Source organism: Paractinoplanes rhizophilus (assembly GCF_042664765.1).
Lineage (GTDB): Bacteria > Actinomycetota > Actinomycetes > Mycobacteriales > Micromonosporaceae > Actinoplanes > Actinoplanes rhizophilus.
Window position 1 is genome coordinate 631444 of sequence record NZ_JBHTBJ010000001.1, and the last position, 22985, is coordinate 654428.

26 protein-coding genes are annotated in these 22985 nt (G+C 71.8%); 16 read left to right on the plus strand and 10 right to left on the minus strand.

Annotation, left to right across the window (positions count from 1 at the left end):
- Window positions 1-20 precede the first annotated feature (20 nt).
- A complete protein-coding gene (locus ACFQS1_RS02815) occupies window positions 21-335 on the plus strand; it encodes a hypothetical protein (RefSeq protein WP_378964338.1) in 315 nt (104 codons plus the stop codon).
- A gap of 82 nt (window positions 336-417) precedes the next feature.
- Window positions 418-837, plus strand: coding sequence for a MerR family transcriptional regulator (locus tag ACFQS1_RS02820; RefSeq protein ID WP_378964339.1), 420 nt, complete (start codon window positions 418-420; stop codon window positions 835-837).
- 340 nt (window positions 838-1177) lie between these two features.
- Here ACFQS1_RS02820 and ACFQS1_RS02825 read toward each other — a convergent pair whose 3' ends face one another.
- A complete protein-coding gene (locus ACFQS1_RS02825) occupies window positions 1178-1765 on the minus strand; it encodes a LysE family translocator (protein ID WP_378964341.1) in 588 nt (195 codons plus the stop codon).
- A 738-nt stretch (window positions 1766-2503) separates the two neighbouring features.
- Here ACFQS1_RS02825 and ACFQS1_RS02830 point away from each other — a divergent pair.
- Both ACFQS1_RS02830 and ACFQS1_RS02835 read left to right on the plus strand, forming a co-directional pair.
- Window positions 2504-3607 carry a hypothetical protein gene (locus ACFQS1_RS02830; RefSeq protein ID WP_378964342.1) on the plus strand — a complete coding sequence of 368 codons (1104 nt, stop codon included), beginning with the start codon at window positions 2504-2506 and terminating at the stop codon, window positions 3605-3607.
- Window positions 3608-3757: 150 nt separating this feature from the next.
- Window positions 3758-3967 carry a dodecin gene (locus ACFQS1_RS02835; RefSeq protein WP_378964343.1) on the plus strand — a complete coding sequence of 70 codons (210 nt, stop codon included), beginning with the start codon at window positions 3758-3760 and terminating at the stop codon, window positions 3965-3967.
- Between the two features lie 117 nt (window positions 3968-4084).
- On the opposite strand, the gene ACFQS1_RS02840 is transcribed toward ACFQS1_RS02835, so the two are convergent.
- Both ACFQS1_RS02840 and ACFQS1_RS02845 read right to left on the minus strand, forming a co-directional pair.
- Entirely contained in the window at window positions 4085-4894 is an 810-nt protein-coding gene (locus tag ACFQS1_RS02840; protein WP_378964345.1) for a slipin family protein, read from the minus strand.
- A gap of 197 nt (window positions 4895-5091) precedes the next feature.
- Window positions 5092-6468 carry a M1 family metallopeptidase gene (locus ACFQS1_RS02845; protein ID WP_378964346.1) on the minus strand — a complete coding sequence of 459 codons (1377 nt, stop codon included), beginning with the start codon at window positions 6466-6468 and terminating at the stop codon, window positions 5092-5094.
- A 58-nt stretch (window positions 6469-6526) separates the two neighbouring features.
- Here ACFQS1_RS02845 and ACFQS1_RS02850 point away from each other — a divergent pair, with 58 nt between their 5' ends.
- Window positions 6527-7396: an ArsR/SmtB family transcription factor gene (locus ACFQS1_RS02850; protein WP_378964347.1), complete on the plus strand. Its 870-nt coding sequence runs from the start codon at window positions 6527-6529 to the stop codon at window positions 7394-7396.
- 8 nt (window positions 7397-7404) lie between these two features.
- On the opposite strand, the gene ACFQS1_RS02855 is transcribed toward ACFQS1_RS02850, so the two are convergent.
- Both ACFQS1_RS02855 and ACFQS1_RS02860 read right to left on the minus strand, forming a co-directional pair.
- Window positions 7405-7797, minus strand: a complete 393-nt coding sequence (locus tag ACFQS1_RS02855) for a VOC family protein (protein WP_378964348.1) — start codon at window positions 7795-7797, stop codon at window positions 7405-7407.
- A gap of 110 nt (window positions 7798-7907) precedes the next feature.
- Window positions 7908-8087: a hypothetical protein gene (locus ACFQS1_RS02860; protein ID WP_378964350.1), complete on the minus strand. Its 180-nt coding sequence runs from the start codon at window positions 8085-8087 to the stop codon at window positions 7908-7910.
- A 22-nt stretch (window positions 8088-8109) separates the two neighbouring features.
- Between ACFQS1_RS02860 and msrA the strand changes: the two genes are divergently transcribed.
- The gene (gene msrA / locus ACFQS1_RS02865) at window positions 8110-8625 is read left to right on the plus strand and encodes a peptide-methionine (S)-S-oxide reductase MsrA (RefSeq protein WP_378964351.1); all 516 of its coding nucleotides are present in this window, start codon (window positions 8110-8112) and stop codon (window positions 8623-8625) included.
- Between the two features lie 48 nt (window positions 8626-8673).
- Here the strand turns inward: msrA and ACFQS1_RS02870 are convergent, their stop codons facing one another.
- From ACFQS1_RS02870 to ACFQS1_RS02880, 3 genes are all read right to left on the minus strand, one after another.
- Window positions 8674-9348 carry an SRPBCC family protein gene (locus tag ACFQS1_RS02870; RefSeq protein ID WP_378964352.1) on the minus strand — a complete coding sequence of 225 codons (675 nt, stop codon included), beginning with the start codon at window positions 9346-9348 and terminating at the stop codon, window positions 8674-8676.
- An 18-nt stretch (window positions 9349-9366) separates the two neighbouring features.
- Window positions 9367-10194 carry an alpha/beta hydrolase gene (locus ACFQS1_RS02875; RefSeq protein WP_378964354.1) on the minus strand — a complete coding sequence of 276 codons (828 nt, stop codon included), beginning with the start codon at window positions 10192-10194 and terminating at the stop codon, window positions 9367-9369.
- Between the two features lie 76 nt (window positions 10195-10270).
- Complete coding sequence (locus tag ACFQS1_RS02880) at window positions 10271-10696, minus strand: fibronectin type III domain-containing protein (RefSeq protein ID WP_378964355.1); 426 nt, start codon at window positions 10694-10696, stop codon at window positions 10271-10273.
- 467 nt (window positions 10697-11163) lie between these two features.
- On the opposite strand from ACFQS1_RS02880, the gene ACFQS1_RS02885 reads away from it, so the two are divergent.
- From ACFQS1_RS02885 to ACFQS1_RS02915, 7 genes are all read left to right on the plus strand, one after another.
- Entirely contained in the window at window positions 11164-11796 is a 633-nt protein-coding gene (locus tag ACFQS1_RS02885; RefSeq protein ID WP_378964356.1) for a flavin reductase family protein, read from the plus strand.
- 333 nt (window positions 11797-12129) lie between these two features.
- Window positions 12130-12471 carry a hypothetical protein gene (locus tag ACFQS1_RS02890; protein WP_378964358.1) on the plus strand — a complete coding sequence of 114 codons (342 nt, stop codon included), beginning with the start codon at window positions 12130-12132 and terminating at the stop codon, window positions 12469-12471.
- 18 nt (window positions 12472-12489) lie between these two features.
- Window positions 12490-12819 (plus strand): hypothetical protein, encoded by a 330-nt coding sequence (locus tag ACFQS1_RS02895; RefSeq protein ID WP_378964359.1) that lies wholly within the window; start codon window positions 12490-12492, stop codon window positions 12817-12819.
- A 7-nt stretch (window positions 12820-12826) separates the two neighbouring features.
- Window positions 12827-13621, plus strand: a complete 795-nt coding sequence (locus tag ACFQS1_RS02900) for a metallophosphoesterase family protein (protein WP_378964360.1) — start codon at window positions 12827-12829, stop codon at window positions 13619-13621.
- A gap of 52 nt (window positions 13622-13673) precedes the next feature.
- The gene (locus ACFQS1_RS02905; protein WP_378964361.1) at window positions 13674-14090 is read left to right on the plus strand and encodes a YbaB/EbfC family nucleoid-associated protein; all 417 of its coding nucleotides are present in this window, start codon (window positions 13674-13676) and stop codon (window positions 14088-14090) included.
- 5 nt (window positions 14091-14095) lie between these two features.
- On the plus strand, window positions 14096-14410 hold the full coding sequence (locus tag ACFQS1_RS02910; protein WP_378964362.1) for a type VII secretion target: 315 nt from the start codon (window positions 14096-14098) through the stop codon (window positions 14408-14410).
- A 2-nt stretch (window positions 14411-14412) separates the two neighbouring features.
- Window positions 14413-15114: a WXG100 family type VII secretion target gene (locus tag ACFQS1_RS02915; RefSeq protein WP_378964363.1), complete on the plus strand. Its 702-nt coding sequence runs from the start codon at window positions 14413-14415 to the stop codon at window positions 15112-15114.
- Window positions 15115-15137: 23 nt separating this feature from the next.
- On the opposite strand, the gene ACFQS1_RS02920 is transcribed toward ACFQS1_RS02915, so the two are convergent.
- Window positions 15138-16751 (minus strand): RecQ family ATP-dependent DNA helicase, encoded by a 1614-nt coding sequence (locus ACFQS1_RS02920; protein ID WP_378964365.1) that lies wholly within the window; start codon window positions 16749-16751, stop codon window positions 15138-15140.
- 86 nt (window positions 16752-16837) lie between these two features.
- Between ACFQS1_RS02920 and ACFQS1_RS02925 the strand changes: the two genes are divergently transcribed.
- Window positions 16838-17755: an aminotransferase class IV gene (locus ACFQS1_RS02925; protein WP_378964366.1), complete on the plus strand. Its 918-nt coding sequence runs from the start codon at window positions 16838-16840 to the stop codon at window positions 17753-17755.
- On the opposite strand, the gene ACFQS1_RS02930 is transcribed toward ACFQS1_RS02925, so the two are convergent.
- Window positions 17729-18439: a sulfotransferase-like domain-containing protein gene (locus tag ACFQS1_RS02930; RefSeq protein ID WP_378964367.1), complete on the minus strand. Its 711-nt coding sequence runs from the start codon at window positions 18437-18439 to the stop codon at window positions 17729-17731. The two genes, ACFQS1_RS02925 and ACFQS1_RS02930, sit on opposite strands and share 27 nt — an antisense overlap.
- A 125-nt stretch (window positions 18440-18564) precedes the next feature.
- Here ACFQS1_RS02930 and ACFQS1_RS02935 point away from each other — a divergent pair, with 125 nt between their 5' ends.
- Window positions 18565-21540 (plus strand): BTAD domain-containing putative transcriptional regulator, encoded by a 2976-nt coding sequence (locus ACFQS1_RS02935; RefSeq protein WP_378964368.1) that lies wholly within the window; start codon window positions 18565-18567, stop codon window positions 21538-21540.
- A gap of 36 nt (window positions 21541-21576) precedes the next feature.
- Window positions 21577-22947 carry an FAD-binding oxidoreductase gene (locus tag ACFQS1_RS02940; protein ID WP_378964370.1) on the plus strand — a complete coding sequence of 457 codons (1371 nt, stop codon included), beginning with the start codon at window positions 21577-21579 and terminating at the stop codon, window positions 22945-22947.
- Window positions 22948-22985: the final 38 nt, after the last annotated feature.

Below are 22985 nucleotides of genomic sequence, written 5' to 3' on the forward strand. Positions count from 1 at the left end.
TACAGGTTTACCGTCGAGGCATGAACCTTCCCGACGCCTGCACCCTTCCGACCGCCGAACGCCCGCTGCGACTTGCCGAGTTCGACGACCTGTTCGCCACCTCGCTGCGAAACCAGCAGCGAATGTCGCCCACGGCCTTGCGCTGGGAGCTTGACCCCGCCGCCGAGGCCACGGCCCGCGACCTGACCCGCCGCGAGAGCGAATGTTGCTCCTTCTTCACTTTCACTTTCGCGCCCGGTCCGGCGATGTTGCGGCTCGACGTCGCGGTGCCGGCCACCCAGGTGGAGGTCCTGGACGCGCTGTCGGAACGCGCCGCGGCCGGGATCCGGCCATGAACGCCCAGCACGGCGGCCAAGTCGCTGCCAGGCCGGCCATAAGCCTTCCGCCCGGCGGCCCGATCGCGACCTGGATGCGGCCATGAGCGCGCTGCGCAGCAGCCAGGTCGCCGCCGCGGCCGGGGTGAACCTGCAGACGCTGCGCTACTACGAGCGACGCGGCCTGGTGGCGGAACCGGAGCGCAGTCTCGGCGGCCACCGCCTCTATCCCGCCGAGACGGTCACCGTGCTGCGCGTGATCAAGGCTGCCCAGCGGCTCGGCTTCACCCTCGACGAGGTGGCCGACCTGCTGGCCGCCGGCACCCACCGGCACGGCAGCCCCGACATTCGGCTGCAGGAGCGGGCGCGGGCCAAGCTGGCCGAGGTCGAGGCCAAGATCGCCGACCTCCAGGCGATCGCCGGAACGCTACGCGCAACGGTCGCGGCCGGCTGCGACGACCTGGTCACCTGCGCGGGCGAGCCGCGCTGCCCGATCCCGTTCGCCGCCATCGGGTCTCGCTGACCCGGTCCGACCTGAGGGCCATCCGCCAGACGCGTCGCCCGGCGTGGGGCTCACGCGCTGCCCGGCACGTCACGCGCCCGGGCTTATCCACTTGGTCCGCCATGTCGCTTGGCCCGCCATGTCGCTTTTCCGGCGCCCGCCTTGTCCGCTCCCACCTCGCGGTACGACCGCGCGGCCAGCACCACCGCGGCCAGCACCACCGCGGTTAGCACCACCGCGCGGCCAGCACCACCGCGCGGCCAGCACCACCGCGCGGCCGGCCAGCACCACCCCGCGGCCAGCACCATCGCGCGGCCAGCACCACGCGGCCAGCACCACCGTGCGGGCAAGCCACCGCCGGTCAGGCGGAGACCGCGGTGAACAGGCCCAGGCCCAGGTAGATGGAGCCGACCACGCGGCTGCCGCCCGAGCGGACGCGCAGCCAGCGGCCGATCGCGTCGGCGGCGAAGCAGGAGGCGATGTCGGCGGCGAGCGCGAGGGCGATGAAGACCGCGCCGAAGGCCGGCAGTTCGCCCTCCGAGCGGACGAACTGGGGAAGGAACGCCAGGAAGAACAGCGCCACCTTGGGATTGAACGCGCTGACCAGCACGCCGTCCAGGAACAGCCGGCGGCGCGGGGTCGGTGGCGCGTTGGCGGCGGCCGGCTTGCGGGCGTTGCGCAGGGCGCGGAGGCCGATGTAGGCGAGGTATCCGACACCCGCGTACTTGATGACCGAGAACGCGAGCGGGGAGGCCGCCACCAAGGTGGCCAGGCCCGCCCCGACCAGGGTGAGCTGCAGCAGCGTGCCGGTCTCGACCCCGAACGCGGAGGCCACGCCCGCGCGCAGCCCGTGCGCCGCCGAACGGGTCACGATGAAAATCATGTTCGGGCCCGGGATCGCGATGAGGGTCAGCGAGGCGAGCATGAAGGCGAGCATCCGGCCGGTCATGGTGTCCTCCAGTGGGCGCCGAAACGATGGCTGCTACTGGGGTGGACCGGCGGCAACGCCCGAACTCATCGCTCCGGGCATGCCAGGCGACCGCGGCTCCGGCCAGCCGGGTCAAGCGGGCGAGGCCGGCCGGGTCAAGCGGGCGAGCCCGTCCGGGTCAAGCGGGCGAGCCCATCCGGGTCAGGCGGGCGAGTCTGGCCGCGGCCAGGCCAGGTCAGGCGGGCGAACTCGGCGGCGGCCGGCCGAATCAGGCAGGCGAACTCGGCGGCGGCCCCTGATACGGATCCTGAGGCGGAGAAGGCGGCGGGTAGGTGCCCGGCGGAGGAGATGGCGGCGGGTAGGCACCCGGGGACGAAGAAGGCGGCGGATAGCCACCCGGGGACGAAGAAGGCGGCGGGAAGGCGCCCGGCGGAGGAGATGGCGGCGGATAGCCACCCGCCGGCGGGAAACCGCCCTGCGGTGGATAGCCACCCGCGGGCGGGTATCCCGGATACGCCGGCGGCTGCGGCCCCGGCTTCGAGCTGCGCCGCACGATCCAGACGATGAGACCGACGATCGCGCCGATCACGATCAGGCAGCAGCAGATCCGCGTGCCCACGTAGCCCAGCGTGTAACCCCACGTGTGCGCGCCGCTCTCCGCCACCGTTGCTCCTGTCGATCGAGGCCGGCGGACAGCGTACATGGAAGTCGATCTCCCGGCTGACCGGCGGCGAACGTCGAGGCCGTACCATCTCCGCCGTGGTCGGTGAATCGGAATTCGCGGCGCTCGAGGCGGCCGCGGAGAACGCGGACTTTCCCGCCTTTCAGCGCGCCGCCGCCGACCTGTGGGCGCGGGTCGGCGAGGCGGCGGACGTCCTGGAAAGAATCGTGCCGCTGTTCGCGAAAGTCCCGCCGGCTGTTTCCGGGCAACTTGCCGTCGGCGCTGTGCTGCGATATCGCCGCGGCGCGCCGGAGCACGGCCTTGTCGCGGCGGTCGCCGATGGGCTGCGCCGGGCGCTGGAGGACGCGGCGGCCTTCGCCGACGCCTGGCCGAAAGCGGCCGGCCGCAACGCCGCGTTCCCGGCGCCGGGCGACGGCAACGATCAGGAGTGGTTCGAGTACGCGGCGGCGACGCTGAGCCGGGAACGCCGCTGGCCCCGCAGGGCGCTCCCGGCCGACGAGGCGGCGCGCTACGCGGGCGCGTGGATGATGCTCGACGACTGGATGACGGCGGCCACCGGGCTGCTGGAGCTGCGCGAGGTGCGGGTCGCTTTCCCGCACCGGGAGAAAGTTGCCCGTCTCGCCCGGCAACTCGACCCGTTACGGCGCGACATGTTCTGCCTGATCGGGCTGCTCGACATGCTCGACGACGAGCCGCTGATCGTGGTGGACCGGGCCGGGAAGCGGGCGTTCCGGTTGCGCATCAGCGGGGTCGGCGACAACTTCCAGCTGCACACGCTGATCGCCGACGTGCTGAGCCGCGAAGGGCTCGTCGAGGGCATCCGGCCGGAGCCCGAGTGGGTGGCCGCGGCGGCCACCGGCGCGCCGGACGGCGCCGACCGGACGCGGGCGCTGTTCCAGCTCACCGACGGCGACGGCATGGCTGTACCGATCGATGGGCGTCCGGCGTTGATCCCGCTGCATCGCGGGCGCCGGGTCGTCGTGATGGATCCGTGCGCGTACGGCCGCAGCTGGGACCTCGGGCGCTCCTTCGACGTGGTTCCCGAGGTGCGCCTCGAGGAGGTGCTCGGGCCCGAAGTCGCTCGCAGCGTCGCCGGGCCGATCAGTGAGCCGGGACCGGCGCGATCCCACGTTCACCACGAGCGCGAGACCGGCCGGGTCGCCACCTTCTACCAGGGCTGAGTAACCCACCGTGCCGGTGCTTACCTCGACGTTCATTACGAACGGTTATCGGCCAACGTCGGCGACCCCGGGCGCCCGGCTGGCTACGATCGCCGTGGGGCGCCGTGTGCACAGCCTGGCCCCGACGAGTTCGCGACCGAGGAGGCCATGATGACCAATCACGTGTATCGCCTGACCGAGGTAGTGGGAAGCAGCCCGACCAGCGTCGACGACGCGATCCGCACTGCGGTCAAGAAGGCGGCGCAGACGGTCCGCAACATCGAGTGGTTCGAGACCCAGGAGGTCCGGGGCCAGATCGTGGACGGCGACGTCGCCTACTTCCAGGTCCGCCTGAAGATCGGCTTCCGGGTCGAGGACTGACCCACGGCCGGCCCGGGGCGGGCGCACCAGCACGGCGCACACCGCCACCGGGCGCCAGATAGTCACCGCGCAGCCGCAGGGTCGGCCGGCCGAGGATCAGGCCGGCCAGCATCGCCGTCAGTTGTCGACGCCGTCGCTGTGCTTGTCGAAGCCGATGTAGAGCCGGGCCGACGCGTTGGCGCCCAGCGCGCCGAGCGTCTCCAGCTCGCGCAGGCGCAGCAGCGCCGGGTGCTGCGCGTAGGCCTCGGCCGCCGCGGCCAGCCGGCGCAGGGCGTCCACCTCGGCGTCGGCGCGGATGCGCTTCGCCTCGGCGTCGGCCTCGGCGGCCACCCGCTTGGCGTCGGCGTGCGAGGTGGCCTCCAGCGCCTCACGCTCCGCCCGGGTGCGGGCCTCGACCATCTGCGCCTCGGCCATGCGCTGCGCCGTCAGGACGCGGTTCATGATCTCCTGAAGGTTGCCCGGGAACACCAGGTCCTTCACGTCGGCCCGGATGATCTGCACGCCGTAGCCCGCCGAGATGCCCTCGACGTCGCGCAGGATGTCCTCGCTGAGCTGGTTGCGGTTGGTCAGGATGGCCTCGAGCGTCATCGTCGCCAGCGAGCGCCGCGCGGCGAGCTGCACGTCGCTGTAGATGCGGTCCAGGTACGCGGCGACCTGCTCGACCGCCGCCTTCGGGTCCACCACCCGGAACTGGGTGATGATGTTGACCCGCACCGCGACCTTGTCCGCCGTGAGGATCTCCTGGCCCTTGATGTTCAGCTCCCGCTCGCGCACGTCGATCGGCACGATCGAGACCGCGGGCGCCCGCCGCGCGAAACGCCGGCGCGCGGGCAGCTCGTACCGGCCCGGCTCGAGCACCTGGTCGAAGCGACCGTCGACGTAGCGCAGGCCGCGGAATCCGCTGTGGACGGTCACCTCGTGGGACATTTGTTCACCTTCTTCATGAGCGTTCGGGTGGCCCCGGAGCGGATCCGATGTGAAGGATCGGTCGCCAGGAGGGCAACGGATGAGCGTGGTTTGATCGCCAATGCATCCGCCACGGAAGCGCGTACTTCTGAAGCCGCCGGGGCCGTGATCAGCATGACCCGGCCCCGGCGTCACCCACAACGCAATAAACCCGAGCGTCAGGCGGCGGTGTTGCGCCAGCGCTCCCAGAAGGGCGTCAGGTCGACCATCGTGACCGCCTGGAAAGCGTTTCGCAGCGTCGCCGGGCCGGCGACTCCGAAGCGGTTCCGGGCGAGATAGTTGCGCAGTGCCGTGCGCATCTTGTCGGCGCCGATCAGCGTTTCGAGCTCCAGGAACATGCAGGCGCCGTCGCCGTAGATACCGGGAGCGTAGAAGTCGTAATGGGTGGCGTAATAGTCCATGCCGGCGTCGATGCGCATGCCGTCGTCGAACCAGAACGGGGCGGTGGCGCAGTAATCCGGCGTTCCCAGGAGCTTGTCGGTGGTGTACTGGGCCAGGGACTCATCGAGCCACGGATTCCGGTACTCGTCGTTTCCCACCAGCGCGTACCACCACTGGTGTGCGGTTTCGTGCACGGCGGGAAGGGCAGCGGGCTCGGTGAGCACGAAATTCGGGTACTCCATGCCTTGGAAACCTTCGAAACCGCCGATCACGGTGTCCATCTCGGGGTACGGATACGCACCGTACTCGCGCGCCCCGTATTCGAGGGTCCGGGCCACGTCGGATTGGACGCCGGTCGCCGTTTCGGGGGTCACCTCGCCGGTGTACCAGGTGCGCAGGCGAACGCCGGTGGAGGTGCGGCCGGTCACGCTCGCGAACGGGCCGGCCGCCCACGCGAAGTCGCGCACCAGAGGCGCGGCGATGCGGGTCGTGACGCGGTCATGGTGGCGGGTCTCGGACACGACCGTGCCGGTCGCGGGGACGGCCATGGCCGCGGGGTGGTTCAGGGAGACCAGGAAACTTGCGGTCACAGATTGGAAACTTTCGCCACCGCTGACGTACGGCGGGAGGTCGTCGCCGATGGCGGGAACCGGCAGGGCGTTGCCGAGGAACGCATACGCGCCCACCCGGCCGAAGCGGTCGGCGCGCTCCGGGACGCGGATGGTCAGCGCGAACGACAGGTCGGCGGTGCGGCGGGCCGGCAAGGGCTTGCTCAGCGTGACGCGTACGGCGGTGCAGCCGACCTCGGGCGTGCCGGGGATGCCGCCGCGGAACGACGACACGGTCACGTCCAGCGTGGAAGTGCAGCCGTCCACGCCGTTGCCCCACAGCCGCAGCCAGATGTGATCCATCGTCCCCGGTCCGGGGTTGCGCAGCACGATCCGTTCCCGGCCGTCCCACCGCGCGCCGGTCGCGTCGCTGGTGAGCTGCACGTCGTAGGCCACCGGCTGGGCCACGGGAGGGGCGCCGGCTGGCGAAGAAGCAGCGGCGGCGTGCGAGGAAGCGGCGGCCGGCCGGAAAGTTTCGGGTGGGGAAGACGCGGGTGTGATGGGCGCCAGCAGGAGCAGGGCGCTCAGGGAGTGCAGAACGGTCATGGCGGTCAGGATCGCCGCGGGGATCGACGGATGCGATCCTTTCGGGCAGGGTCGAAGAATGCTCCGGCTGCATTTCGAACCCGCCGACCGCGGGAAGGTGGTCTTCGACCTTGCCTGGCACTCCGAGACGATCGGGAGCCTGCAGGCGCTGCGGCAACCGGGCCGCGGGCCCTTCGTCGACCGGTGGGGACAGACGATGCGCCCGCGGGTGCGCGGAGCGGCCGCCGCCCTGCTGGACGCGGTGCCGGCCGAGGGCTTCGTGCCCGACCTGTTCACCCCCGAGGACTACAGTCGGTTACCGACCGACCGGGTCGTTGCGGGGCTCCGGCGCACGAAACGCGGGACGGAGCTGCTTGCGTTCGGTGACGCCCTGGTCTCGTACCAAATCTCTTGTATTGCTCCGGCAATGACCACCATCGGCGCGTTGTTGCGCGCCGAGCTTGCCCACCGGGCGCATTTGATCTTCACGGCGGGGGTGGACGCGGCGCTGGCGTCGCTCGGGCCGGGGATCAGCTGGGAGCCGCCGGTGCTCAGCGTGCTTGCACCCGGCGACGGCGAGGTGCGGCTCGGCGGGCGTGGGCTGCGGCTGGTGCCGTCGGTGTTCTGGACGCGGCCGGGCGTGAGCGTCGCGGGATATCGGCGGCCGACGCTGAGCTACCCGATCCACCCGGCCCCGGCCTCACCGCCGGCGCCGCGGGACGATCCGCTGTCCGCCCTGGTCGGCGCCACCCGGGCGGAAGTCCTGCGGGCGCTGACCACCGGCTGCGGCACCACGCAGCTCGCCCGCGACGTGGGGATCAGCCCGGCCACCGCGTCGTCGCACGTCACCGCGCTGCGCGAGGCCGGGCTGGCGGCCACCCGCCGCACCGGGCGCGCCGTCCAGCACACGCTTACTCCGTTAGGGATGCAGCTGCTGTCCGGAACGTGACCGGATCCTCAGCCGGGGCGAAGCCGCGCGATCGGTGCGGCGAGTGCCACCGGGTTGTCGTCCGGATCGCCGACGTAGGCGATGCGCTCGCCCCAAGGCATGTCGGCCGGCTCGCGAAGCACGGGTGCCGACTCACGGAGCCGGGTGACCACCTCGTCGACGTCGTCGACGTAGACGAACATCTCGAACCGAGGGCCGGAGCCGAGCGGGCGTCCATACTGCTCCGCGGGCCAGCTCGCGTCGACGACTCCCAGCTCGGCCGGGCCGCGCCGCATTCCCACGTATCCGGGTTCGCCCTTTGCCGGAAATTGAAAGAAGGACTCGAAGCCGAGTTGTTCGTAGAACGCGACCGTCGCGCGGATTCCGGTGGCGAACACGATCGGGAAAGCGCCCTGTGGCATGAGCACACACCATAGTCCTCCCAGCTACTCGGCCGGCAGCTTGCAGAGCCGGCGCGGCCGCTCGGCCGGTGGGCTGCCCCGCTTACGCGCCAGGGCGCCCAGCACGACGATCACGACGAGCACGTCGGCTGCGACCAGTGCGACAGCCCGAGGTCGGCCCGGCCGGGAAGGCTCAGCCGCACCGCGGCCGGGGCCGTCTTAGCGAAAATTGCTGTTCTCGGGCCGGCCCGGGCGCTCCGCCGGATCGCGCCGAGGGCGGTGTCCGGCCGCACGGCACCGGGAAAGGTCAACTCCCGCGGGTACCGTTACGGCATGAGCCAAACCGAGACCGCCATCCTGGCCGGCGGCTGCTTCTGGGGCATGCAGCAACTCATCCGCCGGCGCCCCGGCGTGATCAGCACGCGGGTCGGCTACAGCGGCGGCGACGTGCCCAACGCCACCTACTACCACCACGGCACCCACGCCGAGGCCATCGAGATCGTCTTCGACCCGGCGGTCATCTCGTTCCGCGAGATCCTGGAGTTCTTCTTCCAGATCCACGACCCGACCACGCTGAACCGGCAGGGCAACGACGTCGGCCTCAGCTACCGCTCGGCGATCTTCTACACCAGCGACGAGCAGAAGCGGGTCGCCGAGGACACCATCGCCGACGTGGAGGCGTCCGAGCTGTGGCCCGGCAAGGTCGTGACCGCGGTCGAGCCGGCTGGGCCGTTCTGGGAGGCCGAGCCGGAGCACCAGGACTACCTGGAACGGCTGCCGGACGGCTACACCTGCCACTTCCCGCGCCCGAACTGGGTGCTGCCGAAGAGGAACGCCACGCCGGCATAAGCGGCCGGGTGGTGACCCTCGGCCACGACGAGGCACGCCGGCGGGCGGTTAGGGCGGCCCGCCGGATCCTCGCTCGGCCCGTTCTTTGATCCCGAGGAGCATCCGGCGCATCATCGCGTAGTCGCCGAACTCCATCAGCAGCACCGTGACCAGCACTCCGGGCCGCCGCCAGTCGTAGAAGGCGTTCAGCCGGGAGATCAGCCGGGTCCGTCCGCCGGCCAGCGGGACCAGCCGCCAGGACCAGCTGCGGACCCGGCCGCGCCACAACAGCCAATGCGGCTCCTCGAAACTTTCCACGACGAACGACAACCGCTCCGACGGTTTCGGGCCGTAGCCCAGCCACTGACCGGCCTCGTGGTGCTGCAGCTCGGGAACGATCCGCCAGGCGCTGGGGCGGGCGAAATTGTCCAGCAGGTCGTCGGCGTACCAGCCGGCGCGCCCGACGCCGACCTGGATCAGCCACGGCCACACCTGCGCGGGCGTGGCGCCGACGGTGATCGCGCGGGTACTGCGGTACTGGGCCCGCGGCAGCAGATCGTCCCCCGGCATCCGCGCGGCGACCTCGGCCGGCGTGGCGCCCCAGGTGCGGTGCCGCCGCCGGCGCAGCGGCGCCACGACGAACCGGGGCAGATCGGCGACGACGTCCCGGAGCTGGCGGGCCAGGTCCGCCACGGTGGGCAGGGGCGGGGTCCATCGCACGGTTGCCGGGCCGGCGCCGGGCATCGGATCACCTCCTGATGGTCAGGCCGGAACTGGTCGCGCGTGCGTCGTGGCCCACTCGAGGGCGTAGTCGGCCACCTGTTCCCACCCCGGCTCGACACCGGTGAAGTGGGAGCGCTCCGGAAACTCGTACACGTCGGTGATCGCCTCTGAATTGCGGTATTTCTTGGCGTTCGAGCGAATCACCGCGGGTGGCATCAGATGGTCCTTGCCACCGATGATGAACAGCAGCGGAGCCCGGTCGTCCAGGTCGTAGTCCACCCAAGTTTCCTGGTGGCCCGGCTTCCAGTTGGCGATCAGGCCGTAGGCCCACACCCAGCTGCCCGGCGCCGGGATGTGCAGCCGGTCGTAAGCCGCGTCGGATTCCTCCCGGCTGACCGTGTTGGCGAAGGCGTAGTGGAACTGCTCCTTGGTGAAGCCCACCGCGCGATGCCGGTTGGCCGGGTTCTTCAGGACCGGGAACAGCGACTTGATCTGCGAGGGCGGATTGACGCGTACGCCTTCGGGCGGCGCCGAGTCGATCGTCACCGCGGCGGCGCCCAGACCCCGGTTGACCAAAAGTTGCGTGAAGGTCCCGCCGAACGAGTGGCCCATGATGATCGGCGGGCGGTCGAGGCTCTCGATCACCTCGGCGAGGTGCTCGAGCGTCCCGGGGACCGTGGCCTCGGCGATGATTTCGGGCTTCTCCCGCAAGGCCTCCACCTCGATCTCGAATCCCGGATAGGTCGGCACGATCACCTCGTGCCCCTTGGCCCGGTAGTGCTCGACCCAGCGGTCCCAGCTGCGGGCGGTCATCCAGAGCCCGTGGATCAGCACGATGGGTAAGGCGTCGGTCCTGGGCGCGCTCATGATGCTCCCTCCGATGGCGGCTGCGGCCATCGTGGGAGCTTCCGGAGCGCTTGACCTCACCCCACAGGAATGAAGTTCATCGGCCGGCCAGAGTGGTAAAGCTGCCCGGTTCGGACAGCGGGCTGTCGCTGTAGCCGGTGCCGGGCGTCGCGTAAGCCTGAACGGCGAACGTGTAGACGGTGTCCGGGTTCAGACCACTCAACGGCATGGCGATTTCCGCCGGACCGAGCAAGGGCCCGTAGGCATGCCAGACGCCGTCGACCAACTGGAACACGCGCAGCCGGCGCACCGGCCCGCCGCCGGAGGTCCAGTTCAGCGTCGCCGAGCACGAGGTGATGTCGGAGGCCACCGGCGCCGTCGGCGGCTGGAGGGCAACAAGAGCGATCGACACGGTGGGTGCGCCGGGCCGGCTGGCTGGAGGCGATGCGTTCGCCGGCGTCGAGGTGCCGGCAACGGCAGCGGCGGCGCAGACCAGGACGGCGGCGATGGTGCGAATCTTCATACGGGTCCTCCTCTTTCCGTCGCGTCATCACATAGCCTGCCATCAATATGAGCAGACAATGGCGACGGAAAGAACCCGGCCGGCTGCCATGTTTCCCAACTTTCCGGCCGCCACATGCCGATGCCCCGGTTGGCGCTCAGGCGTGCTCCGGCTCGCCCCCACGCGATCGAGCACACGTCATAGCATTCGTACCGCGGAACCAGGCCGATGTGGGCGAAATGGACCTCCGCGCCGCCGTCTCTTTCGGAGATCTCGAAGACCTGCGAGTCCTCGTCATCGAGCCGCTCGAGCCGCGGCCATGCGCTCCAGGTATTCGGCGGGCATGCCCGGTCCGCGCTGGGCGAAGACCTCAGCAGCACGCGGCAATGGCCCACACGTGGAGCACGTGACCTCGACGCCGACCGCCGATCCGCATGGCTCACCACCGTTCGGCTCGGCCCGAACCGTCTCGCCCGTACCGTTCGATCATGAGCCGGACCCACGATCATGTGACCATCCATCCCAAGATCCTGTACTTCGGTACCCCGGTCGCGCTGCTGAGCACCGAGAACGAGGACGGAACGACGAACCTCGCACCGATGTCGTCGGCTTGGGCGCTCGGCCAGGCCGTGGTGCTCGGCCTGGGAGCCGACGGGCAGACCGCCCGCAATCTGTGGGAACGGCCGGACCTGGTGATCAACCTGCCGAGCGCGGACCAATGGCCGGCGGTGGAGCGGCTGGCCCCGCTCACCGGCCGTGACCCCGTCCCCGAGCACAAGCGGGACACGCACCGGTTCGAGCCCGGGAAATTCGCCGCCGCGGGGCTGCGGGCGGAGCCGGCTGAGCTGGTACGGCCGCAGCGGGTCGCGGATTGCCCACTTCAGTTGGAAGCCCGGGTCGTGCGAATGACATCCGATTCGCACGCCGATTACGTCATCGTGGAGACGGAGGTGCTGCGGGTGCACGCCGAACCCGCCATTGTGGTGCCCGGCACCCAGCACGTCTCCCCCGCCGCTTGGCGTCCGCTGATCTACAACTTCCGGCATTACTTCGGCCTCGGCCCCGAACTGGGACACACGTTCCGCTCCGAGACGGCGGCAGCCGACATGGCGAGCGTATAGACCCGCGCGGCGTTGGCACCGCGACGATAATGTCGTGACCGATGTCGATGGAGGAGGCGCTTGACACCGAGACCGCGGAGACCGCACGGGGGTGGAGGCGACGAGACTCCCTCGGGTCGGCCCGGCCGCCGGCGTGGCCGGGCCGGCAACGTGCAGCGTGGCCAGGGCGACGCCCGCGAGGTATTGAGCGAGGGTCGCCCGACCACCGCCCGTGGCGACACGCCGGGCTCCTCCTCCCCGTCCGCTCCCTCGGCTCGGCGGGCCGGCAACGTCCCGCAGGGCTTCCGCGATTTCCAGCACTTCCGAGATTTTGCGAGCCGGTACCGCGACCGCATGCGCGCGCTCTATCCCGACTTGGACATGGGATTTCAGGGCAGCGCCGTCACGGGACGTAGCGCCGACACCAGGGCGCCGTTCGACGAGGGACGCACCAGCGACTACGACATCGCGATCAGTGGGGACTCGGTCAACGCGGCCGCCCGCGACGGCGGGGTTCCGTTCCGGGGCGACGGCGTGTCCACCGGACCATTGGACGATGCGGACTTGGCGAGGCTGGGTCTCGATGAGATCGTCGACGAGGCGTCGGCCGAGGCGGGGCGCCCGGTCAACGTCATGATCTTCCGTACGATGGACGACGCCGTCGACCGTAGACCGACCATCCGGGTGTGGTTCTGACTTGAACGGACAGCAACAGTGATCTTCGACGTGTACGGGTTCGGCGAGCCGGATCTCGGCGAGCAGCCCGACCGGCTCGCGGAAGTGCTGGGTGTCCGGTGGCGGCTGCACGAGAGCGACTACCGCGGTGTGTACTACGCCGCCGCCGGTCCGGCACCCGGTGGCGGCAAGCTTCGTTTGCAGTCGAACGACCTCCGCGACCGCAACGGCGAGTATCACCAGCTGCCCGACTTCCCGGAGTACCGCTACCTCCTGTTCGTCGACAAGGCCGAGCGCCCCGACGAGATTCGATCCCGGATCGCGAGCCTCCCGCACTGGCGTTTCCTCTTGCGCAGGAGGGTGGACTGACGCCCGGATGAGGCTGCTGCACACCCGGCCGGAACGGCTGGCGACGATTCCCTACCGGGCCGCCGGCCCGGGTGGCGGACCGCGGAATGAGCAGCTGGCCGTCGAGAAGCTGCGGGTCGACAAGCTACCCGCCGGATGCGCGGCCCTGCTTGCGGCCGGTGACTTGCAGGGAATCGCCTCCTCGCCGCTCGGCGGCAGTCCCGGGCTGCTGGGGCTCGCGCTCGCCGACTACCTGACGGTGTGGGCGGAGTGCGGGCTGCTGCCCCCGCCGGACCGGGTCGGCGTGCTGCTCACGGGTGATTTGTTCTCGGCTCCCGGCGCCGACAAGCGCGGAGCATCCGGCGATGTCCTCGACGTCTGGCTCGCGTTCGCGGCAGCCGGCTGCCCGATGGTGTTCGGCGTCGCCGGGAACCACGACCAGGTGTCGGCCGCACAGGTCGCCGAGCTGGGGCCAGGCGTGGCGCTGTTGGACGGCGACCGGCGGGACTACGGCGGTATCACGGTCGCCGGGGTCTCGGGCATCGTGGGTGATCCGGCGCGCCCGCTCCGACGACCGGAAAAGGAATTTCTGCGTCTTGTCGAGAAGGCCATCACGCCGGCCACCGACATCCTGCTGCTGCACGAGGGACCGCGAGGTGAGCAGGCGAACCAGCGGGGCAATGCATCGGTGCGTGAGCTGCTCGCACGCCGTCCGCCGTCGTTGACCCTCTGCGGTCACGTGCACTGGGACGTGCCGGTGGCCGCCCTCGGCGACGGCCACATCGTGAACGTCGACGCCCGGGTGGCCGTCCTCGCTCCGTGATCCATTCGTGCACGTCGTTGTTACACTGCGCCTCACCACGGGGGTGATGCTCATGCCCGAGATTTCCGACACCGAGGCGTTCCTGGATCCGGATGCGTCGCGCGAATACCTGCGGTCGTGGCGGGAGAACATCGACCGTACGGCGGCGCGGGCCGCGGCCATGGCGGAGCGACTGCAGCAGCTGCGCACCACAGCCAAGGACGGCAACGGCCTGGCCGAGGTGACGATCGACTCCTCCGGCGTGGTGCTGGATCTGACGCTCACCGACCGCATTCACCGTCACACGCCGGAGGCGGTGGCGAGAGCGGTGATGACGGCTCTCCGGGAGGCGCGCGCGACGGCAGCCCGGCGGGCCCAGGAGATCGCGGTCGAGACCATGGGACCGGATTCGCTGTCGGCGCGCACGACCGCCGATCGCATGCGGGAGCTGCTCGAGCGACCGGAGGCGACCGGCGAGCAGGGGGCTTAGCGGACATGTCCGACTCGTTCCAGGTGGATTCGGCCGAGCTCCATCGGCACGCGTCGCATGTCCGGGCCGTACGCGACCAGCTCGGGGCGATCAAGGACGCCAGCCGCGCCATCGCGCGGGACGACGCGGCGTACGGCGTTCTGTGCGGGTGGATCTCGGCGGTCCTGGAGCGCCGGCACGGGAGCCAGGACGACCTCTACGCGTACGTGGCGGAGAACCTGCAGCTGATGGCGGACGCGCTGGTCGAGACCGGCAAGGACTACGACGCCGCCGACAATGCCGCGCAGGACCGTGTACGAGCGGCCGGCGGGATCGGCTGACCATGGCCTCCTCCTCGCTGGTCGCCACCTCGACGACCACCCGTACGGCGTGGACCGGCAGCTCGCTGGCCGACAGCCTGCAGGGCCTCGACCAGTCGGTCCGGAGCGGCAGCTGGGTGAACACCATGCTGGCCGGCGGCTCGTTCGCGGGCGATGCCGCCGCCACCGTGATCGACCCGTTCAGCGCGCTGCTGGCCAACGGCCTCGGCTGGGTGATGGAGCACTTCGAGCCGTTGCGCGAGGTGCTCGACCGGCTGACCGGCATCCCCGACAAGGTCACGGCGCACGCCCGGACGTGGCACAACATGGCCGGCGCGCTCCAGGCCATGGCCGAGGAGCTGCATGCGGATCTGGCCGCCGACCTGCCCGGCTGGGGAGGAAGTGCGGCCGACTCGTACCGGGGCATGATGGCCAACAATATGGACGGGCTCGGCGGCCTGAGCGTGCTGGCCGCCACGATGTCCGCGGCCACCGAGGCAGCGGGCAACCTGGTCCAGTTCACCCGCGACATCGTCCGCGACCTCATCTGCGACCTGGTGGCGCGGGTGATCGTCTGGGCCGCCGAGGCGCTGGCGATCGTGACCATCCCGGTGGTCACGGCGCAGATCGTCGCCGCGGTCGCCAAGTGGGCCGGCCGGATCTTCGGCTATGCCGGCGCGCTGATCAGCAGCCTGGAGAACCTGACCGGACTGCTGGAGGGCTGACCGAGCGGGCGTCGGCGGCGTCTCTACTCCGTGGTGAGCAGGCCGTTGGTCAGCGCCGCCGCCGTGAGATGGCGGTAACCCACCGAGTCGAAGGCGACCACCAGCTCGTGGTCGTCGCGGCTGAGCAGAGTGCCCGGACCCCAGAGCCGGTGCCGCACCCGCTCACCGGTGGCCTGCCCCAAGGCGGAGGCGGGCGCCGCGGCCGGCGCGTGGTCGTCGTTGTCGCACGCCTTGCACGGCGGGTCGTAGTGCTCGCCGAAGTAGCCCAGCAGCTCCGCCCGCCGGCAGTGGACGCTCTCCGCGTACCCCCGGGCGGCCTCGATGCGGGAGCGCAGGATCGCCTGGCGCCGGTTGCCCGCGGCGGTGACCTGCCGGAACGCGTCCCTCATCGGGGCCGCCAGCACCGCGTCGTTGCCGTCCGGGCGCACCAGGCCGAGCTCGAGCAGCTCGTCGACCACGCGGGCGGTCGCCGACCGGCCGACGGCGGTCGACTCGGCCAGCTCCTTGACGGTGATCCGGCCGGTGGCGGCCTCGATGGCGTCGACGACCTTGTGCACGGCCGCGTCGCCCATCTTGGAGCGGGCGGCCAGCAGACGCGGGATGCGGACGGTGCGCGGGTCGTACACCAGCACCGCGGTCGCGGGGGCGCCGTCGCGGCCGGCCCGGCCGATCTCCTGGTAGTACTCGTCGAGGCTGCCGGGCACGCCGGCGTGGACCACCGTGCGCACGTCCGGCTTGTCGATGCCCATGCCGAAGGCGCTGGTCGCCACGACCACGTCGAGCTCGCCGGCGAAGAAGGCGTCCTGGATCCCGGCGCGGCGCGCGGCCGGCAGTCCGGCGTGGTACGGCTCGGCCCGGTACGCGTCGAGGCGCAGGCGCTCGGCCAGGCTCTCGCAGCGGGCGTGGCTCAGCGCGTACACCAGGGCCGGGCCGTCGTGGGCGAGCACCACCTCGACCGTACGATCGTCGATCGCCCGGTCCTCGGGCAGGTCGTGCCGGGCCCGGCGCACCGAGAGCGAGATGTTCGGCCGATCGAAATCGGCCACGATCACCTGGGGGTCGCGCATCCGCAGCTGGCGGGTGATGTCGGCCTGCACCGGCGGGGCGGCGGTCGCGGTCAGCGCCAGCACCGGCGGCCGCCCGGCCGCCTCGACCACGTCGGCGAGCCGCAGATACTCGGGACGGAAGTCGTGGCCCCACTCGCTGACCAGGTGCGCCTCGTCGACGGCGACCAGGGTGACCGGCCGCGGGCTGCCGGCGATCGCGGCCATCGTCTCGGCGTTGGCCAGCTGCTCGGGGCCGAGCATCACGAAGTCGGCCCGGCCGCCGGCCAGCTCGCCGAGGGCCGCCTGCCGGTCGGCGTGGTGCTGCGACGAGTTGAGCATCACGGCCCGCACCCGGCCGTGCGCGGTCATCGACCGGAGCTGGTCGCGCTGCAGGGCGATCAGCGGCGACACGACCACCGTGAGCCCGCCCAGCGCGAGCCCGCCGACCTGGTAGATCGCGCTCTTGCCGCTGCCGGTGGGCAGCACGGCGAGGGTGTCGCCGTGGGTGGTGAGCGCGGTGAGGGCGCGGCGCTGGGCCGGGCGCAGGCTGATGCCGAGCACGTCGGCGGCGATTGTTTCCAGCTGATCCATCCCGCCGGATGCTACCCGCGCGAGCCGGCCGGATGCCGGTGACGATGACCACCCGCGCCGGACCGGAGCGGATCTATAGTCGCCCGATGCTGCAGAAGTACGACGAGCGCAATGCCGACCTCCGGTACTGGGTGAACGGCGAATTGCTGCACCGCGACCGGCCCGGCCTCTCCCCGTTCGACTCGGTCGTGCAGGGCGGCGACGCGGTGTGGGAGGGGCTGCGGCTCTACCGGGGCGCGATCTTCGGGCTGCACGAGCACCTCGCGCGCCTGCGGCGCTCGGCGACCGCGCTCAACTTCGCGCACGTCCCGGGCGATGACGAGATCGTCGCGGCCGTCGTGGCGACGCTGCGGGCCAATGACATGTACGACGGTGTGCACGTGCGGCTCACGCTGACGCGCGGGGTGAAGGTGACCAGCGGCATGGATCCGCGCCTGAACACGACGGGTCCGACGCTGATCGTGCTCGCCGAGCACAAGTCGCCGGTGTACGACACGAGCGGGCTGCGCCTGGCCACCGCGAGCGTGCGCCGGCCCGGTCCGGACGTGCTCGACCCGAAGATCCACCACGCGAACCTGCTGAACTCGATCCTCGCCAAGATCGAGGCGACCGCGGCGGGCGCGGACGACGCGCTGATGCTCGACCGGCGCGGCTTCGTGGCGGAGACCAACGCGACCCACCTGTTCGCCGTCGGCAACGGTGGGCTGGTCACACCCACGACGGCCGCGTGTCCGGAAGGGATCACCCGGCAGACCGTGCTGGATCTGGCCGCCCGGGCGGGCATCGGCAGCGAGGTGCGCGACGTGTCGCTGACCGAGATGTACAACGCCGACGAGGTGTTCTGCACCGGCACGATGGGCGAGATCGCCGGCGTCACGGTGATCGACGGGCGGACCATCGGCGGCGGCGAGGTCGGGGCGGTGACGAGGCGGATCGCCGGGATGTACCAGGAGCACGCGGCGGCGAACGGGGTACGCCTAGGGCTGGAGCCGGTGGCGGGCTAGCTCGTCGTAGTAGGGCCGGGCCGCCTCGACGAGGGGGCGCAGGCGGGCCGGCACCTCGGCCGGGGCCGGGTCGTAGGGGGCGAAGCCGGTGGACGCCCGCACCGCGGCGTACCAGAAAGGCGCCCACACGCCGTCGGTCGCCCGCGGGCCCGGCGCCCACGCCAGCATCGCGGGGTCGAAGGCGATGCCGAGCGCCGCGCAGAGCCGGGTCAGCGTGCCGGCCGGATCCCGGAGCACATCGGCGGCGTCGACCACCGGGCCGCCGAACGCCCGGTAGATCTCGGCCTGCTGCGGATAGCCGAGGTCCTCGAGGGTGGGTTCGCCGCGCACCCGGGCGTAGGAGGTGACCACGTGGGCGGGATCGCGGATCAGGAACGCGTGGGTGAGCGCGCCGAGCCAGTCGCGGCCGATCCCGGGCAGCAGGTGGTGGGTCATGTGCTTCTGGTAGTGCACCGCCGGGTCGCCGTCGAGCGGGCCGGTGAGCTGGGCGGCCACCTCCGGCCAGCGGGTCGGCTGGCTGCGCAGGATCTCGTCGCGGCCGGGGTGGTCGATGCCGGTGACGGCCAGATAGTGCGCGTAGAGCGGCTCGTCGACCACCACGGTGTCGGAGCGGGCGCCGAAGCTGCGCATCATGGCGGTCGAGATGTTGCGCGGGCCGGACCACATCGCTATCCGCGTCGTCATGCCCCGATGATCGCCCGGCGGCGAAGCCCGGCGCCAGGACCCCGGCGCCAGGACCCCGGGGGCGGGATGAGTCGGGGTTGCGATTCGGGAGCCGATCTCGGGGCGGCTGATCCTAGGCTGGCCGCGTGCGGATCCGGCTGCTGGGCGGATTTGGCGTGGACCGGGACGGCGGGGCGCCCGTCGAGGCCCGCGAGTGGCGGCTGCGCAAGGCACGGACGCTGGTGAAGCTGCTGGCGCTGGCGCCCGAGCAGCGGCTGCACCGGGAGGTGCTGCTGGAGACGCTGTGGCCGGGCAAGGACGCGGCGGCGGCGGCCAACAACCTGCATCAGGCGCTGCATGTGGCGCGGCGGGCGCTGGCCGGCGACGGCGATCCGGGCGAGCTGCTGAAGCTGCGGGACGACGTGGTCGTGCTGCACGCGGGCGGGCCGGTGGACGTCGATGTGCTGCGGTTCGAGCGGACGGCCGCCCAGGATCCGCGGGCGGCCGTCGCCCTGTACGCCGGCGACCTGTTGCCGGAGGACCGGTTCGAGGACTGGGCGGCGCGGCGCCGGGAGGAGTTGCGGCACACGTTCTGCGAGCTGCTCGTCGGCCTCGGGGAGCACGAGCGGGCGCTCGCCGTCGATCCGCTGCACGAGCGGGCCGTGCGGGGGCTCATGCGGCAGCTCGCCGACGCCGGCCGGCGGTCGGAGGCGCTCGCCCGGTACGAGCGGCTGCGCGACGAGCTGGCCGCCGAGTACGGCACTGATCCGGACGACGAGACCCGCGATCTGTTCCGCGAGCTGCTGGTGGAGAAGGCCGGCCGGACCAACCTCGGCGAGCCGCTGACCAGCTTCGTCGGGCGGGAGCGCGAGATCGGCGAGGTGCACCGGCTGCTGACCCGGGGCGGGCTGCTCACGCTGACCGGCGTGGGCGGGGCCGGCAAGACGCGGCTGGCCGAGGAGGCCGCCCGCCGCCGGATCCCCCGATATCGCGATGGGGTGTGGTTCGCGGAGCTCGCCCGGGTCGCCGATCCGGGGCTGGTGCCGGACGCGGTCGCGGCGGCGCTCGGGCTCGACCCGGCGGCCGGCGGGAATCCGCTGCGGACGCTCGCCGGACGGCTGCGCGACCGGACCCTGCTGCTGGTGCTGGACAACTGCGAGCACCTGCTCACGGCGTGCGCCGAGCTGACGGTGGCGGTGCGCCGCTCGTGCCCGGGCGTGACCCTGCTCGCCACGAGCCGCGAGCCGCTGCACGTCCCGGGCGAGGTGACCTTCCGGGTGCCGTCGCTGGAGGTGCCGGACGGCGCCGACCGGGAGACGGCGTCGGTGCGGCTCTTCGTCGAGCGTGCCCGGGACGTACGCGTCGATTTTGCGCTCCATGACGGCAATGCCGCGGACGTCGCGGAGATCTGCCGGCGCCTCGACGGCATCCCGCTCGCGCTGGAGCTGGCCGCGGCCCGGATGTCGCATCTGGAGCCGGCCGAGATCGCCGAACGGCTGTCCGGCGCGCTGTCGTTGCTGCGCGGGCAGGGCGCCGAGGTCAACCGGCACGCGACGCTGCGGGCCGCGCTCGAGTGGAGCCACGACCTGCTGGGCCCGGACGAACAGGCGCTGCTGCGCCGGCTGGCCGTCTTCGCCGGGAGCTTCTCGCTGACCGCGGCCGAGCGGATCGGCGCGGACGAGAACGTCCTGGGCCGGCTGGTCGACAAGTCGCTGGTGCAGGTGGAACGGGCCGGCGACCGCTCCCGCTACCGGCTGCTCGAGACGATCCGGCAGCTCGCCCGGGAGAAACTGGTCGCGGCGGGCGAGGAGGCGGAGTTCGAGGCGGCGCACTGCCGGTTCTTCATCCGGCTCGCGGCCGACAGCGACCCGGACGGCGGCGCGTCGGGCATCGTGGTGGAACGGCCGCAACTGCTCGACATCGACCACGACAACCTGCGGGCGGCGCTCGGCTGGGCGGTGCGGCACGATCCGGAGCAGGCGCTGCGGCTCGGCGTGAGCCTGTGGCGGTACTGGCTGGCGCGCGGCCATTTCGTGGAGGGGGCGGCGTGGCTGCAGCGCATCCTCGGGGTGGCGGCGACGCCCTCGCCGTTGCGGTCCCGTGCCTCGTTCGCCTTGGCGATCCTGGAGGCCCGCAAGGGCCTCGGGGCGCGGCTGCGGCCCCTGGCCGACGCGGCGGTCGCCGACGACGCCGAGTCGGAGGAGGCCCGGCTGATGCGCGGCTTCCTGCTGCTGGGCGTTTCCGATCTCGACGAGGTCGAGCAGGTCACCCAGAACTCCGACCACGCCACAGCGCGATGGCTCGCCGCCCTGACGGCCCTCTTCCGCGAGGACGTGCCGGCCGCACGTGAGCGTTTCGTCGCGTTCCTGCGCGAGCTCGAGGTGACGGATCCGGACGAGTTGCCGCGTCTGCCGGTGGTGACGCTGTGCGTGCCGCTCGTCCCGCTCGGCGCCGGCACCGTGCCGATCTTCGAGGAGTCCTGGCTCCTGGGGCGCCGCGTCGGGGCGGTGCAGGGTCACGCGTACGCGTGCTCCGCTCTTGCCTACGCCCACCGCCTGGCGGGCGACCTCCCCGCGGCCCTCGACAGCACGGAGCGGGCCGTCGAGGAGTTCGCGCGCATCGACGACCCGGCCGGCCTGGCCCACGCCCTCAACCATCTGGGCTGCGTGGAACGCGACGCCCGGCGGTTCGACGCCGCCGAGAAGCACCTGCGCGAGGGGCTGCGCCTGCGTGAGCAGCTCGGCGACCGCCGCGCCGAGAACCTCAGCCTCGCCAACCTGGGCCTGCTCGCGGCCGCGGCCGGCGACGCCACCGAGGGGCGCCGCCTGGCCCGCCGCGCGCTCGACCGCGGCGAGGCCGTCGACGACGGGCCCGGCACCGGCGGCGCCCTGCTCAACCTGGCCGTCGTCGAGCTGTTCGCCGGTCGGCGCGAGCGGGCACGCGCCCTGGCCGACCAGGCCACCCGATCCTTCCAGGACCAGGGCTATCTGCGGGTGGAGGCGTGGGCCCGGCTGCTCGCGGCCGAGCTCGGCGCACCCGGCGAGCACGCCGCGAAGGCGCGGGAAATTTTCCGCCGCCTGGGCTGCCGGATCGGGCTGCCCCGCGCCTTAAATTTCCGCTAAGCCGTTGCGAAGGCCGGCTTCCTAGCGTCGGACCACATGAACACGATTGGCGAAGCCACGCTCGGTGAGCTGGCACAATCCCTGCGCGGCGACCTGATCCGCCCCGGCGACGAGGCCTACGACGAGGCCCGCTCCATCTGGAACGGCGCCCACGACAAGCGCCCCGCCCTGATCGTCCGCTGCCACGGCGTGGCCGACGTCCTGCGGACCGTCGAGTTCGCCCGCAGCGAGGGCCTGCCCCTCGCGGTGCGCGGCGGCGGCCACAGCATTCCCGGGTTCTCGACCGTCGACAACGGCGTCGTCCTCGACCTGAGCCCGATGAACGCGGTCCGCGTCGACCCCGGCCGCCAGACCGTCACCGCCCAGGCCGGCGCGCTGTGGCGCGACGTCGACGCCGAGACCCAGGCGTTCGGCCTCGCGGTCACCGGCGGCCTGGTCTCCAGCACCGGCATCGCCGGCTTCACGCTCGGCGGCGGCATCGGCTGGCTGGTCCGCCGGTGCGGCCTGACCTGCGACAACCTCATCGCCGCCGACATCGTCACCGCGGACGGCCAGTACCTGCGGGTCAGCGCGGACGAGCGGCCCGACCTGCTCTGGGCGCTGCGCGGCGGCGGCGGGAACTTCGGCGTGGTCACGTCGTTCGAATTCCGCCTGCACGAGGTCGGCCCGACCGTCTTCGCCGGCCTGGTCTTCTATCCCGGCGAGCACGCCGAGCGGATTCTGCGCACCTTCCCGCGGCAGGCGCCCGACGAACTTTCCATGGTGATCAACATGACCACCGCGCCGCCCGCGCCGTTCCTGCCCGCGGAGGTCCACGGCAAACCGATCGTCGCCGTCGTCGGCATGTGGTCGGGCCGTCCCGAGGATGGCGACGCCGCGACGCGTCCGTTCCGCAACCTCGCGCCGGTCATCACCGACCTTTTCGCGCCGATGCCCTACACCGCGATGCAGACCCTGCTCGACCCGCTCTTTCCGCGCGGCATGTGGAACTATTTCCGCTCCGCTTTCTTCGACAGCCTCGACGACGCCGCCGACTCGCTCGTCCCGGAATACGCGGCCGTCCCGAATCCGCTCTCCGAGCTGCACATCCACCACCTGGGCGGGGCGATGTCCCGGATCGCCGGGGACGCGACCGCGTTCGCCACCCGCGACCGCGAGTATCTGCTCAACGTGGTGGCGCGGGCGGCCGACGCCGACGGCTATCCCGCGGCGGTTTCCTGGGCCCGCGCGGCCACCGATGCGCTGAGCAGCGACGCCACGACCTACGTCAACTTCACCGGCGAGGCCTCGGAGGACCGGGTGCGCGCTTCCTATCCGAAGGCGACCTACGACCGCCTGGTCTCGGTGAAGGAGAGCTACGACCCGTCCAACCTCTTCCGGCTCAACCAGAACATCAAGACCAATTAGGGGGTACGCCGGAAGCACCGCACCGCACCGCACCGGGC

Bases quoted from the DNA above. Each gene is read 5' to 3' on its own strand.
- ACFQS1_RS02925 (WP_378964366.1), top strand. From the start codon at position 16,838: ATGCTGCAGAAGTACGACGAGCGCAATGCCGACCTCCGGTACTGGGTG.
- ACFQS1_RS02870 (WP_378964352.1), bottom strand. From the start codon at position 9,348: ATGCCCGGCGCCGGCCCGGCAACCGTGCGATGGACCCCGCCCCTGCCC.
- ACFQS1_RS02875 (WP_378964354.1), bottom strand. From the start codon at position 10,194: ATGAGCGCGCCCAGGACCGACGCCTTACCCATCGTGCTGATCCACGGG.
- ACFQS1_RS02885 (WP_378964356.1), top strand. From the start codon at position 11,164: ATGAGCCGGACCCACGATCATGTGACCATCCATCCCAAGATCCTGTAC.
- ACFQS1_RS02845 (WP_378964346.1), bottom strand. From the start codon at position 6,468: ATGACCGTTCTGCACTCCCTGAGCGCCCTGCTCCTGCTGGCGCCCATC.
- ACFQS1_RS02850 (WP_378964347.1), top strand. From the start codon at position 6,527: ATGCTCCGGCTGCATTTCGAACCCGCCGACCGCGGGAAGGTGGTCTTC.
- ACFQS1_RS02855 (WP_378964348.1), bottom strand. From the start codon at position 7,797: ATGCCACAGGGCGCTTTCCCGATCGTGTTCGCCACCGGAATCCGCGCG.
- ACFQS1_RS02915 (WP_378964363.1), top strand. From the start codon at position 14,413: ATGGCCTCCTCCTCGCTGGTCGCCACCTCGACGACCACCCGTACGGCG.
- ACFQS1_RS02880 (WP_378964355.1), bottom strand. From the start codon at position 10,696: ATGAAGATTCGCACCATCGCCGCCGTCCTGGTCTGCGCCGCCGCTGCC.
- msrA (WP_378964351.1), top strand. From the start codon at position 8,110: ATGAGCCAAACCGAGACCGCCATCCTGGCCGGCGGCTGCTTCTGGGGC.
- ACFQS1_RS02900 (WP_378964360.1), top strand. From the start codon at position 12,827: ATGAGGCTGCTGCACACCCGGCCGGAACGGCTGGCGACGATTCCCTAC.
- ACFQS1_RS02940 (WP_378964370.1), top strand. From the start codon at position 21,577: ATGAACACGATTGGCGAAGCCACGCTCGGTGAGCTGGCACAATCCCTG.
- ACFQS1_RS02905 (WP_378964361.1), top strand. From the start codon at position 13,674: ATGCCCGAGATTTCCGACACCGAGGCGTTCCTGGATCCGGATGCGTCG.
- ACFQS1_RS02910 (WP_378964362.1), top strand. From the start codon at position 14,096: ATGTCCGACTCGTTCCAGGTGGATTCGGCCGAGCTCCATCGGCACGCG.
- ACFQS1_RS02835 (WP_378964343.1), top strand. From the start codon at position 3,758: ATGACCAATCACGTGTATCGCCTGACCGAGGTAGTGGGAAGCAGCCCG.
- ACFQS1_RS02815 (WP_378964338.1), top strand. From the start codon at position 21: ATGAACCTTCCCGACGCCTGCACCCTTCCGACCGCCGAACGCCCGCTG.
- ACFQS1_RS02890 (WP_378964358.1), top strand. From the start codon at position 12,130: ATGCGCGCGCTCTATCCCGACTTGGACATGGGATTTCAGGGCAGCGCC.
- ACFQS1_RS02920 (WP_378964365.1), bottom strand. From the start codon at position 16,751: ATGGATCAGCTGGAAACAATCGCCGCCGACGTGCTCGGCATCAGCCTG.
- ACFQS1_RS02825 (WP_378964341.1), bottom strand. From the start codon at position 1,765: ATGACCGGCCGGATGCTCGCCTTCATGCTCGCCTCGCTGACCCTCATC.
- ACFQS1_RS02930 (WP_378964367.1), bottom strand. From the start codon at position 18,439: ATGACGACGCGGATAGCGATGTGGTCCGGCCCGCGCAACATCTCGACC.
- ACFQS1_RS02840 (WP_378964345.1), bottom strand. From the start codon at position 4,894: ATGTCCCACGAGGTGACCGTCCACAGCGGATTCCGCGGCCTGCGCTAC.
- ACFQS1_RS02820 (WP_378964339.1), top strand. From the start codon at position 418: ATGAGCGCGCTGCGCAGCAGCCAGGTCGCCGCCGCGGCCGGGGTGAAC.